This is a genomic window from Vibrio coralliilyticus ATCC BAA-450 (genome assembly GCF_000176135.1).
Taxonomy (GTDB): Bacteria; Pseudomonadota; Gammaproteobacteria; order Enterobacterales; family Vibrionaceae; genus Vibrio; species Vibrio coralliilyticus.
This window is the reverse complement of the sequence record NZ_ACZN01000017.1, coordinates 562052-574000: the sequence shown is the minus strand read 5'-3', so window position 1 is coordinate 574000 and position 11949 is coordinate 562052. Positions and strand designations below refer to the sequence as shown.

Below are 11949 nucleotides of genomic sequence, written 5' to 3'. Positions count from 1 at the left end.
CTAATTTCAGGACGAAAAGGTTAATAACATCATGAAAATAATGACAAAGATTGCCTCCATTGCAGTGGCAATTGCGTTTTCTAGTTTTACACATGCTGCCATAGGAAACTACAAGGTCGTGCTGATTCACGGCTTTCAATCGGATCAATTACAGTCCAAACCTGATGCCGCTCAGGTTGAGCTGGAAGGTGAAGATTACTGGAAAGAGTACTGGCTCCAATACGCTGACGCTCGGATTGACTGGCCTGCTTATGAACGTGTTGAAGGCAAAATCTCCAGCGAATACGCTTGGCCTAAACTCCAGGAGCTTTCCCGCAACGGGACCTGCCAGTCAGGGTGTATTTTTGTGACGCACTCCGCTGGCGATCTTGTTGCACGATACCTGCTAGATAATCAGGAAAACTGGCTGACTAACGCTGGATTAGAGCCTCTCAATGTTGTCGCTACTTACGATTTTGCTGGTGCTGGTGGTGGCTCTGAGCTTGGGGATATTGTGGTCAACATCATCGAAGGGGGAGGCTGGGCAAACAGTGCGATGCGCTACGCTATTTCACTGTGGTTGGGGGAAATGCCTAATCAGGAAAACTCAGGTGTACTCAATGATCTAAAAGTTTCCAATGCGCGCCAGATAGCACGTCTGTCAGAGCACCGCATCCCACGAATTCGGTTTATTGGGAACGGGACTGACTATTTCAAAACGACGTCGGTTTTTCTTCCCGGCAATGATGACGGTGTTGTGGCGGCGCATTCCGCTTGTGGCGCAGCAGAGTCAGGAAGTTACGACAGCTGTTCAACAAGTTTAGCGATGAACGGTAAGATAGCTTCTCAAAGCAAAGGCGTTTCTAACTTGATGCCTGAGCACTATCCCTTGATCATGGGAGACGACTACAGCCACAGTGATGTAGTGGGTCCGAAACACAAAGGAGAAGTTACCTCCAGTGTGACGGATGTGACGCTAGCCAATGGCCAATCTGTCGGGGTAACAACTTACAAGGAAAACGGCTGGTGGGGAACCAAATATCTGTACGTACAAGGGTCTAATAAAGACACCATGTCCGAAATTGCGGTTGGCCTAAACTGATCGTATGCAGGGCTGAGTGAGACGACTCAGCCCTGATTTTCTGGAGAACCTTATGAAGACTAAGTTATGGGTATTCAGCTTCATCACTGCGTTGACAGCAGCAGGCTTCATTTTTTGGCCAAACCCCGTTGAGACATCCGAATACGCCAAGCCTAGGGGCAAAGTGGGTCATGATGCAGTTCCCCTTCCTGAAGCGGACAATCGCTTGGTTGTTTCAAAGCAGGCCTCGACAGAGAGAGCAAACTCTATCGAGACGAAGGCAGTGGCATTGAAGTTAAAGCAAGTGGCCATCAAACATCAACAAATTCTTCAATACCCATCATACTCTCAACCGATAGTTAATGAGAGCAGTCCCTACTTGAACTGGAATGCATTTGAAGTGGTAGAGACTCCGATATTGGACGGCAAGTCTACGGCTTCGTTGAGCATTAAAAAGTTTCGGCATTTTTACCCCGAACAGATTGCGGTTGAGCTCAAAACGCAGCAGACCGTTCTTGGCGCTTCATTGGATGTCGTTTCTGTTGCCACGCAGCAAGTCCTAACGACATTGCCTTCGGATGAAATGCAGTGGCAAATCACGCCGGGTAACGATTGGCCAGAAGAACTGAGACTAATAGCACGTGTCGACTTTGAACGAGGAAAAGATATTGTTAGTGCCGATGTGCGTTTATATCATTCAGTAGCGAGCGTGGTGTCAGTATCAGAAGGATATGCTCAGGGGCCTGATATGAAGATTCCGGTCACGTTACAAATCGATAAAGAAGGCATATTCAGACTCCGCGCGAACCTCTATCAGCAAGGCGGTAAAGCCATTGCGTCTTTAGTTGAGAAGCAACGATTGTCAGAGGGTGAGCAAACAGTGGAGTTAAAAGCGTTTAAACGAGTCTTGCCAGAGGGCGAGATCGATCTAGAGCTACGTGATGTGGTGATTGAACGTATGTCAGGTCACCCTGGAGAAAAAGCAGGTTATGGACAGAGCGATGCCGAGAGTTATCCAGTTGGTCGATTTGATTCCGGTACGCTGACGGATGAAGAGTACCAAATGACAGAGCAGGAAAAGCAGCAACTGGCTTTTCTGCAGCAACTGCTGTGAGGTATTTGGTTAATACACTGGATAGAAAGCATTTGTTGCAATACAATTGAACGATGTTTTATTTCTGTTGAGCCGCTATGTTTCGTACTAAGTTCTTTCTTTTGTGTAGTTTCTGTTGTACGGCTACAGCCTGTGCAAGTACTGAGGATATCTCTTCAGATAAAGTGACAGAAGAACATATCGTTGAAGAAACAACGGATATCAAAGAAGTAACGACCGCAGACAAACCTGAGTCAAAAGGCAAGGGTATTGATGGACAAGCTCTCCTCGATAATGAGCCGACTCGGCAAATTCTAAGTTCACTGGAAAGTGTGACCGATACGCTCAATGTTCTGACTTTTGGCATCTTCGCTGGTGAACATCGTTAACCTAGATTCTTTGGCGCTTTACCACTGACTTGTGTACACAGCTCGGTAGAATCAGGTCTATGCTTTATTAACCGATATGCCAATAGCGGATGGTTATGCAGCTGCTTCAGACCTTTTTTCGTAAACTTTCTATTAGAAACCGACTCATGTTCGGTTATCTGCTACTGTTTTTGCTCGTCCTTAACATCGCCAATCTCTCGAATTACGTCTTGATGCGAGATCTTGTAGAAAAAGGCGTAGAGAAAGAGCTCACAACGGCAACTGAGTCTATCACCAATAATATTGCGACTACGGTCGATATTACGATCAGGAATTACTTGCGAGGTATCTCAGAGTTCAATCTGCAATATGTAGAGCAGCAGTATCGTCAATATCAGTCAGGCAATCTGTCTGAGCAAGAAGCGAAGCAACGCGCCGCTAATTTCCTACTAAATCAACAAATCGGTGTTACAGGGTATCCTTATGTTGTCGACTCCGAAGGGATCATCCGAGTCCATCCAAAGCAGCCATTGCTTGACGTGAGCTTGATGAAGTACGAATTTATTCAGAAGCAAGTAGCGGCCAGACAAGGTTATCTTGAATATCAGTGGAAAAACCCTGATGAGCTCGTTGAGCGACCAAAGGCGCTGTACATGGTGTATTTTGAGCCGTGGGATTGGATCATCACTTCATCTTCTTATCGTGAAGAGTTTGCCAGTTTGGTGGACATCGAGGATTTCAGTGAATCAATATCCAAGCTTCACTTTGATGAAACTGGGTATTCTTACGTGCTCAACGATCAAGGAGACGCCATTGTTCACCCTTATTACGATGGCAACTTCTATAACGTGCGTGACTCAAGAGGTCAGTTGTTCGTTCAACAAATGCTTAAAGAAAAAAACGGTACAATTAAATATACGTGGAAGAACCCACAAGAGCCGGAACATCGTGAGAAAATCGCAGTTTTTCGATATTTGCCCGAGTACAAATGGTACATCGTTTCCTCTACTTATGTTCAAGAACTTAACCAACCGCTGTTCGACCTTAAGGTTATTCATGCCATTGTGCTGTTAGTCTCCATTTTGCTCATCGTACCGTCTAACTTACTTCTCAGTCGCTCTATCGTATTGCCGTTGAAAAATGTCATGCAGTGGATAGGTAAGGCCTCTGATGGTAACTATAGCGTGCGAGTGGAAGATAATTCGGGCTCGAATGATGAGTTAGCTCAGTTGGCAAATTACTTTAATCACTTTCTCTCGGAGCTGGAAAAATCAAACCAAGAGCTTTATCAGGAGATTCAAGAGAGGGTCAATGCTCAGAGTAAGCTAGAAAATCTCAATGAGACACTAGAAGAGAAAGTCACAGAACGAACTCTGGCTTTAGAGCAAAGCATGGACCAATTGAAGAGAACGCAAGAGCAGTTAATCGAATCAGAAAAGCTGTCGGCGTTGGGTGGATTAGTCGCGGGGATTGCTCATGAGGTCAATACACCATTAGGTATCGCGATCACGTCATCGTCGCTAATCCACGAATCAAATACCAAGCTCAAGGCTGCGTTCGAAGCTCAGTCTCTGACCAGCGAACAGTTTGATAATTATGTGACGCAGCAGGCACAGGCCATCGAATTACTTATGGATAACTTGAATCGGGCTTCTAAACTGGTGCAGAGCTTTAAGCAAACGGCAGTGAATCAGGTTTCTGAAGATTGCACGGATTTCGAGGTTACTGAAGTGCTTCAAGCGCTTCTCGCAAGCCTACATCCAGAGACTCATAAAGCTGGGGTAGAGCCGGAACTAATTGTTGAACCAGGTCTTACGATGCACAGTTTATCTGGTGCGTTGACACAAGTATTTTCTCATCTGATTCTCAATAGTATCCACCATGCGTTTGAACAGCAGCCTAATCCTCGGATTGACATAGATGTGCGGCTTGAAGGCGACATGGTGGTGTTTCAGTTTGACGATAATGGTTGCGGTGTGGAACCAGAGCTACACAAAAAGATATTTGAGCCTTTCTATACCAGCCGAAGAGCACGCGGTGGGACGGGCATTGGCTTGAATTTGGTGTTTAATCTGGTGACTCAGAAGCTCAAAGGAACGCTGGAATTTACCTCTAACCAAGGTGTGAGTTTTACGATCCGATTGCCAAAACGCTTGCCCTAGATTATCCGCCTATTTCATCCTGCGCCAGATTTGATAACCGCTTTCTTTCGTTGCCTTACCAAGCAAATGTGCAGCGACGGGAGCGGTAATAAAGATAAACAACATGGTCCCGATTACTCTGGAAATGACGGTGATATCCGGAATCGCTATTGCCACAGCCAGTAGAAGCGAGGCCAACCCGACTGTTCCCGCCTTTGTAGCTGCGTGCATTCTCATATAAAGGTCTGGCATTCGCAAAATACCCAGGCTCGCAATGAGAATAAACAGGGTACCGAGGCAAAGCAGTACACCCACGATAATGTTCATGATGCCTCTCCTTTTCTTTTGAAAATCAGTCTTGCAAACGCGATAGTTCCCAGAAACGCAACCAGACCGAGTGTAATTGCGACATCCAACAATGACTGTTGTCCACTATCCAACGTATAAACGGCAATGAATCCCACTGTGATAAATGCAATCAAATCAAGTGCGATAACTCTGTCTGCCAGTGTTGGCCCAAGAATCAAACGGATGAACGCCATGACGACGCTGAGTAGTAACCCTGTGTAAGCTATCGTCGTGCTGGTTTGTAGCCAGTCACTTATTTGTAACCATTCAGCCACGAGTCACCTCCAAAATTCGCTTCTCCAAACCATCTTTAATTTCCCTGATCACCTTTTCATGTTCAGGAGCGAACATCGCATGCACCACCATATGCTTTTTATCTGCGGTGATATCTAGGCTCAAACTACCCGGTGTAAGTGAGACCATATTCGCCAGTAGGGATATCTCTAAATCGGTGGAAACATCCAGCGGTACATGAACAATATCTGGATCACTTAGATGCGTCGGAGTGATGACATCCCAACAGACCCTGGCGACGGATATCACCATCTCGTAACAGAAGTAGAGAAGTAAACCAACCAAGGCCCGAAAACGCCGGAAGTAACTGGTTTTCAAACCGAAAGGTTGGCTTAGTCTCAATGCAACGAAGCCGACAGCAAACCCTACAATAAAGTTAAAACTAGTGTAGTCGCCATTGAGTAACATCCATGCCAGAGCGAGGAAGAGATTCAAAAAAAGGTAAATCATTGGTTTCCTCCCGTCGTACTCTCGACAAAACGTATTAGTCCAGAATCATGTTCGACTCGGCTTTCCCCAAGGACGGCGTGAATGTAGTCTTGCGGATCAAGTAGCTGTTCTGCTGCTTCAACAGCAAACTGATACAGTGGTTCAGCGGCTAAACCGATGGTCAGACTCAGCGCTGTTAATATTGCGATGGGTGCGCAGTAGAGCCATTTTGTGGGCTGAGCTATTGGTTTCTCTTCTACACCTTGTGGCGCGGCTTTCCAAAATACTTCGTTCCAGATTTTGGTCATAGAAAATACCGTTAAAAGACCAACTAAAAGCGCTGACCCAGCCAGCCAATAATGCTCGGTTTGCAAGCTGGCTTTGATAACAAGAAACTTCCCCCAGAACCCAGACAGAGGTGGAAAGCCCGCCAAAGAAAACGCAGATATAAGAAACAGAAAGGCGAGCCATGGCATCGCTTTATATACGCCACCTAATTGCCTAAGGTTGCTAGAGCCATATTTACGCTCTATGAACCCACCAATTAGGAATAAGTTTGCTTTAACTAATATGTGGTGGATGATATAGAAAACCGCACCCGCGATTGCAATCGGGGTGTAGACGGCTAACCCCATGATCATGTAACCAATTTGGCTAATGATATGGAATGATAGGATCTTTTTGATATTTTGCTGACTCGCTGCGCCTAACACGCCAGTCAGCATAGTAAGCCCTGCAACCCACATCAACGTGGGTTGCCAACCACTTTCTGATAATGGGAAAACTAAAGTGAATGTACGGATTAGAGCGTACACCCCAACCTTGGTTAGTAAGGCAGCGAACAGGGCGACAACAGCACTCGGCAAGGTATGATAAGAGGCTGGAAGCCAAGCAAAAACAGGGAACAGAGCCGCTTTTATAGCAAAAGCAAATAAAAATAGTGCCGCGAGTAAGGTTTTTGTATCTGGTGGTATTAGCCCAGTTTTGGCGTGTAAATCGGCGAGATTCAGAGTACCTGTTGCGCCATAAAGCAAGCCGATCGCCAGTAAAAAGACTAACGTTGAAATCAAGTTGAGCATCACGTATTTGACGGCTCCATCCACTTGTTTCTTTGAACCGTCCAACACCATTAAACCAAATGATGCAATCAACATCACCTCGAACCAGACATAGAGATTAAAAATATCTCCTGTAAGAAACGCACCGTACACGCCTGCAAGCAATACGTGTATGAGCGCATGGAAAGTGCCGTATGAGCGCTTATCTTGAAGATCGGCCTTTGTATAAAACACACTGATAACACCAATGATGGACGTTACCATCACCATGGCCGCAGCTAGATAATCTGCAACAAAGACGATGCCAAATGGAGCCGCCCATTGACCAAAAGCTACTGCTTGCGGCCCACTTTGAATCACGTCATGTGTCAGCAAGGCGGCAATCACTGGAACAGAGACTGCGCTCGTGCTACTTATCACATCGACCAGATCGTTTCTGCGCTTTGCGCAAAATATAGCGACAGCAGTGAGGAGTGATACTACTACGGGTAATGTCAGCCAAATCGTGGTCATTCATCCTCCTCTGAGCGTCTCATAGCATCGATATCCGCCGACCCTGCCTCTGAATAGGCGCGGTAAAATAGCATCAATGCAAAAACCAGCAGCCCGAAGCCGATCACAATTGCAGTCAGGATTAAGGCTTGAGGGAGAGGGTTTGCAGCTCCTTCTGGTGGCAGTACGGAATGCGCATCTATCAGCGGAGGCAATCCTGGTGTTAATCGTCCTGCGGTGAAAATTGCGATGTTTATAGCGCTGCTTAATAAGATCAAACCGAATAGCAAGCGCAGTATGTGTCGCTCCAGCATGAGGTAAATGCTGGCGGCAACGAACACACCCACAACGAGACTCCATAGTATTTCCATTACTCTAGCTCCTCATTAATGCGCAGCAACATACCCATGACGCCACCAAAGATGGCGAGATAAATGCCCACATCGAATATTAACGGTGTGCCGAGTGGCAAAATGTCTTTCCACCATAAACCGGTTAAGAAGGGTAAATTGAAAGCAAGGCTCATCAAGCCCGCAATAAAGCTAATAAAGATACCAAACAGAGCAATCCTAAATGGTGAGTAATACAAGCGGTCTCGCACGTACTGTGGAGATTCTGCAAACATCAAGAGTGCAAAACCGATTACCGCAATCAGTGCACCGATAAAACCTCCGCCGGGTTCATTGTGACCACGTAATAAGAGATAAAGGGAGAACACCAACATCAACGCCGCTACGATGTGTGCTGTCGTTGCAAAGATGAGAGAGTGGATTCGGTTGCGTTTGTGATAATGCGTTTTTACTAAGCTCACGGCAGCAATGCCAGCCATGACGACGACGATCACTTCCCCTAACGTATCAAAGGCACGAAAATCCACTAGAATCACGTTTACTATGTTGCGACCATGTCCACCTAGTACGCTGTTCTGCGCAAAGAAGCTTGCGAGTGTCGAATCTAGAGGTTGTGATGTAATGTGGATGAGTAGTGCTGTTACTGATACACCAATAACAATCGCAATAGCACCGTGCAGTAGCTTACGGCGGATTGGATGCTGGGGGACTGTGAGTAAGCCTGGAATATGACGTATCAAGAGCACTACAAATACGACCATCAAGGTTTCCACCAGCAGCAAGGTCTTGGCAACATCTGGTGCGCTATAAAGCATGAAAACCAACGTTGTCATAAAGCCCACCACGCCTAGTGCTGAAACGGCCAATAAGCGAGACGTGGTAAACGTACATACCAAGGCTGCTGAGATGAGCAGCAAAGCTATGCTGCTCTCATAAAAACTGATGTTACCCAAAGCGGCGAAGCGTTCTTGTGGTATCGACAGCGGACTACTTAACAACACACCAGCCAATACAAAAAAGAACATTAGCACGTAGTGACTCAACCGTTTTTGCTGCAGTAACTGCGTTTGCCATTTCGCGAAGTGCATCATACTCGACATGATCTTATCGAACACAGACTCTGCTTTGAGCAATGGGGGTATTTTGTGGTGCCAACTTTCCAATAACCTTGGGTATACACGATATAAGGCATAACCCAGCAATAAGGTGAAAGCACTCAATACCAGAGGTAGGTTAACCCCCTGCCACAGTTTGGCCGCTTCTGGTGTTGAATTTGGCAAACTCGACAAAATACCAGGTATGACAATCTTGTTGTTGATCCAATCTAAACCCAGCGTCGGCACGAGCACACTTCCTATGGCAAGTAGCATTGCTGGTATCCATAACCCTTTGCTTACTTCTACGGTCTTCGCTGGAATAGGGTTTTCTTCATGGTTGCTGAAAAAGGGTTTTACGAGTAAAGCAAGCACAAGCGCCACCATAGTGATGTTAACAATAAGAAATACGGTGGTGATGAGAATATTTACTTCTAGCCCCGACTTGTACATATACTCTTTGCTCAAAAAACCGAGCAAAGGAGGGACGCCTGACTTTGATAGTGCCGCGATAACGGCAGCACTGAAACTCAGTACCAACACAGCTTTCAAGCTGTGAAGTCGTCGAATGTCGCGAGTTCCGGTCGCTTTATCTATGTTACCCACGACCATAAACAGGGCTGCTTTGTAGAACGAATGTGCCAATATGAACAGCAGCGCCGTTGTGATCGCAAACTCGGTCCCCATGCCAATCAGAAGGACTAATTTTCCCAGTGCAACGTTAGTGCTATACGCTAGCATCAGCTTTAGGTCGGTTTGCTTGAGTGCAAGTAGCGCACACCAAATGGCAGTGAATCCACCAACTATGCCCAGCGTATAAAACCAAATATCACTGTGTGAGTAAACGGGCGAAACACGGGCAAGCAGGTAAACACCGGCTTTAACCATGGTGGCCGAATGTAGATAGGCGCTCACTGGTGTTGGGGCTGCCATGGCATTGGGTAACCAGAAATGAAACGGGAATTGTGCTGATTTAGTAAATGCGCCGAGCAAAATCAGTAACAGTGAAGCAATAAACCACTCATGTTGTGCGATCGCTGCACTGTTTCTCACAATCTCGCTTATCTCGTAACTGCCTGCCATTTCGCCAAGTAGGATCAAGCCAGCTAATAGGGCAAGGCCCCCCGCGCCAGTGACGATCAGAGATTGCAGTGCGTTCTTGCGTGATTTTTCTTTCTCATGATTAAAGCCAATCAGGAGGTAAGAGGTAATGGTCGTCAACTCCCAGAAAACAAAGAGAAGAAGAACGTTATCGCTCGTAACCACACCTAGCATTGCGAGCATAAATAGCGTTAGATAGACATGGAATGAAAACCGAGAGGGGTTGTCCTTGAGGTAAGCTAGTGCGTATATCTGAATAAGTGCACCGATACCGCTAATCAAGCAAGCGAATAAGAACGATAATCCGTCCAACTTGAAACTGAAGTTTATACCCAGTCCAGGAACCCAGTTCGTTTGCCAGTTGACTCCTCCCGATTGATAGAGGCTGATGAGCGCAGAAAAAATGGCTATCGGCAGTAAGGGGAACAGCAACCAAACGAGAGATTGGCTTGTCAAACTATGAGTGTGATTACCGTTAATTAGCTTATTCAATAGCACCACCCATTGAGTTGATGATGGAGATTAAGAACGTTTAATCTGCTTTACCTCAGGGCCGCCGAAACGAGTTGCGGGCGGCCCAATTACGTTGTACTCCTCGCTAAGAATTACTTACATTCGGATACCGAGTACGAGCGCAATTCACTCATGGCTGTTTCTTGATTGAAGATAATCGCTGGCTCATCCTCTTCCATACCAAGTGCATCATATGAGCAATCACCGATGTCATTTCTTGGACAGATGTGGATGTTTGAGCGTTCAAGCATTTCCGTATGGCAAAGTGGGCATAATGGTTTCATACCTTCCTCCTGAATAGCTTTAGTAAGCTAATGTTCAAAACACGAAATGGGTTGTTTTCATCAATAACAGTACTGGTGCGTTCTAACTTATAGGGGAAATGAAGCCTTCGGGCTTAAGTGCTACCAAAGAACAATTGATGGATTGCAGTATGTTCTCCGCGGTGTTGCCGATGACAAAACCTGAAATACCAGTTCTTGCCAATGTGCCCATGACTAACACATCGATTTCCTGTTCATCGACGCTTTCAGGGATCTTCTCGTCTGGCTTGCCGTGAATGTGGTGTATAACCATTTCTCCCGATATTCCTGCTTCGTCTATCAGAACTTGAAGAGCCTGCTCATGGTTTCTTCTCGCACTTAGCACGTCGCTGGCAAGTTGTGCCTCATCTACTTGGATCCAGACATGATTGTCGAGGTAACTCTCTAGGTAATGTTCCCAACATGAAATGATATGGAGTCGACTATCACATGTATCTGCAATTGAACGGGAGAGTTCCAGTAATCGTAGAGAGAGGGCGTGATGATCTGCATCTACGGTCATGGGATCAATTGCGACAGCTACCCGCCTTGCGCCTCTTGGCTTTTCACTTGGCCTTTGTAGCCAGACCGGGCATGGACACTTACGCAGTAGTGTCATGTCTATCGCTTTAAAACCTTCAGCGCCTTCGTTGAGAGGCTCTGCTTCCTTAATAACCAAATCATGATGCGCTGCAATGGCTTCTTTAATAACACAAACCGCGGGCTGCTCGCTGCTTCGGATGGTGAGCGGAAATGGAACCTGCTCAGCTGAAATGTCTTGTTGGTCTCGAAGCTGTTCAATGCTCTGTTGTACCGAATTGTGCAGAGCTTGCTGGTAGGTTTGTTGGTATTGTTGCATGTCATCTGGAAACTCAGGGCAGGCAACTAAGCCTGAGACATGAACATGATTGCTGGCGGCAATACGAAGAGCTTGACCTAAGGCGTCGCTGTGGCCGGGGAATCCCTGTGTAGCAAAAAGTATGTTCTCGAATCGTTTCATACATACCTCCTTGGTGTTGGGTAAATTTTAACCAATCAAGAAACGTATTCGCCAGCACACAATTGTAACGGCTTATTAGGGAAATGATATTTGTTCTCAGTCAGGTAGTTGCATCCATATTCAAGTGGTTTTTATGCAAAAAACGAATAGATTTTCAGACCGGATGTAACAAAATAATACGTGATACGCGAAGAAATGATGGTTATTCGAAGAGGTAGCGATCTGGCGTTGAGCTTGGTTACCTAGGTGACAGGTATTGAATGATATCGAGAGCCAGTGGTAATCTCAGAGACAGTTCTCTCGCAT

The 11949-nt window shown here is 46.1% G+C and carries 12 protein-coding genes; 4 read left to right on the top strand and 8 right to left on the bottom strand.

Translation table 11 applies throughout. The annotated features are described in order from the left end of the window. Positions 1 to 31 precede the first annotated feature (31 nt). The 4 genes from VIC_RS17740 to VIC_RS17725 all read left to right on the top strand — a co-directional run bounded on the left by VIC_RS17740 (position 32) and on the right by VIC_RS17725 (position 4683). Positions 32 to 1081 (top strand): hypothetical protein, encoded by a 1050-nt coding sequence (locus VIC_RS17740; protein WP_039952167.1) that lies wholly within the window; start codon positions 32 to 34, stop codon positions 1079 to 1081. A gap of 52 nt (positions 1082 to 1133) precedes the next feature. Beyond that, positions 1134 to 2174 (top strand): hypothetical protein, encoded by a 1041-nt coding sequence (locus VIC_RS17735; RefSeq protein ID WP_006961472.1) that lies wholly within the window; start codon positions 1134 to 1136, stop codon positions 2172 to 2174. A 77-nt stretch (positions 2175 to 2251) separates the two neighbouring features. Next, positions 2252 to 2542, top strand: coding sequence for a hypothetical protein (locus VIC_RS17730; protein WP_006961471.1), 291 nt, complete (start codon positions 2252 to 2254; stop codon positions 2540 to 2542). A gap of 146 nt (positions 2543 to 2688) precedes the next feature. Continuing rightward, positions 2689 to 4683, top strand: a complete 1995-nt coding sequence (locus VIC_RS17725; RefSeq protein ID WP_006961470.1) for a cache domain-containing protein — start codon at positions 2689 to 2691, stop codon at positions 4681 to 4683. Positions 4684 to 4692: 9 nt separating this feature from the next. Here VIC_RS17725 and mnhG read toward each other — a convergent pair whose 3' ends face one another. The 8 genes from mnhG to VIC_RS17685 form a co-directional block, all read right to left on the bottom strand. After that, positions 4693 to 4989 (bottom strand): monovalent cation/H(+) antiporter subunit G, encoded by a 297-nt coding sequence (mnhG, locus tag VIC_RS17720; RefSeq protein ID WP_006961469.1) that lies wholly within the window; start codon positions 4987 to 4989, stop codon positions 4693 to 4695. Next, the gene (locus tag VIC_RS17715; RefSeq protein WP_039952260.1) at positions 4986 to 5267 is read right to left on the bottom strand and encodes a cation:proton antiporter; all 282 of its coding nucleotides are present in this window, start codon (positions 5265 to 5267) and stop codon (positions 4986 to 4988) included. The genes mnhG and VIC_RS17715 overlap by 4 nt, the downstream gene beginning before the upstream one ends. A gap of 10 nt (positions 5268 to 5277) precedes the next feature. Beyond that, on the bottom strand, positions 5278 to 5754 hold the full coding sequence (locus VIC_RS17710; protein ID WP_006961464.1) for a Na+/H+ antiporter subunit E: 477 nt from the start codon (positions 5752 to 5754) through the stop codon (positions 5278 to 5280). After that, positions 5751 to 7304 carry a Na+/H+ antiporter subunit D gene (locus VIC_RS17705; RefSeq protein WP_006961462.1) on the bottom strand — a complete coding sequence of 518 codons (1554 nt, stop codon included), beginning with the start codon at positions 7302 to 7304 and terminating at the stop codon, positions 5751 to 5753. The genes VIC_RS17710 and VIC_RS17705 overlap by 4 nt, the downstream gene beginning before the upstream one ends. Continuing rightward, positions 7301 to 7654, bottom strand: coding sequence for a Na+/H+ antiporter subunit C (locus VIC_RS17700; protein WP_039952165.1), 354 nt, complete (start codon positions 7652 to 7654; stop codon positions 7301 to 7303). The genes VIC_RS17705 and VIC_RS17700 overlap by 4 nt, the downstream gene beginning before the upstream one ends. Then, positions 7654 to 10260, bottom strand: a complete 2607-nt coding sequence (gene mbhE / locus VIC_RS17695) for a hydrogen gas-evolving membrane-bound hydrogenase subunit E (RefSeq protein ID WP_050778643.1) — start codon at positions 10258 to 10260, stop codon at positions 7654 to 7656. The genes VIC_RS17700 and mbhE overlap by 1 nt, the downstream gene beginning before the upstream one ends. A gap of 173 nt (positions 10261 to 10433) precedes the next feature. Then, positions 10434 to 10625, bottom strand: coding sequence for a hypothetical protein (locus VIC_RS17690; RefSeq protein ID WP_006961455.1), 192 nt, complete (start codon positions 10623 to 10625; stop codon positions 10434 to 10436). An 82-nt stretch (positions 10626 to 10707) separates the two neighbouring features. Next, positions 10708 to 11643: a universal stress protein gene (locus tag VIC_RS17685; protein ID WP_006961452.1), complete on the bottom strand. Its 936-nt coding sequence runs from the start codon at positions 11641 to 11643 to the stop codon at positions 10708 to 10710. Positions 11644 to 11949: the final 306 nt, after the last annotated feature.

Bases quoted from the DNA above. Each gene is read 5' to 3' on its own strand.
- VIC_RS17685 (WP_006961452.1), bottom strand. From the start codon at position 11,643: ATGAAACGATTCGAGAACATACTTTTTGCTACACAGGGATTCCCCGGC.
- mnhG (WP_006961469.1), bottom strand. From the start codon at position 4,989: ATGAACATTATCGTGGGTGTACTGCTTTGCCTCGGTACCCTGTTTATT.
- VIC_RS17705 (WP_006961462.1), bottom strand. From the start codon at position 7,304: ATGACCACGATTTGGCTGACATTACCCGTAGTAGTATCACTCCTCACT.
- VIC_RS17700 (WP_039952165.1), bottom strand. From the start codon at position 7,654: ATGGAAATACTATGGAGTCTCGTTGTGGGTGTGTTCGTTGCCGCCAGC.
- VIC_RS17735 (WP_006961472.1), top strand. From the start codon at position 1,134: ATGAAGACTAAGTTATGGGTATTCAGCTTCATCACTGCGTTGACAGCA.
- VIC_RS17730 (WP_006961471.1), top strand. From the start codon at position 2,252: ATGTTTCGTACTAAGTTCTTTCTTTTGTGTAGTTTCTGTTGTACGGCT.
- VIC_RS17710 (WP_006961464.1), bottom strand. From the start codon at position 5,754: ATGATTTACCTTTTTTTGAATCTCTTCCTCGCTCTGGCATGGATGTTA.
- VIC_RS17690 (WP_006961455.1), bottom strand. From the start codon at position 10,625: ATGAAACCATTATGCCCACTTTGCCATACGGAAATGCTTGAACGCTCA.
- VIC_RS17740 (WP_039952167.1), top strand. From the start codon at position 32: ATGAAAATAATGACAAAGATTGCCTCCATTGCAGTGGCAATTGCGTTT.
- VIC_RS17725 (WP_006961470.1), top strand. From the start codon at position 2,689: ATGTTCGGTTATCTGCTACTGTTTTTGCTCGTCCTTAACATCGCCAAT.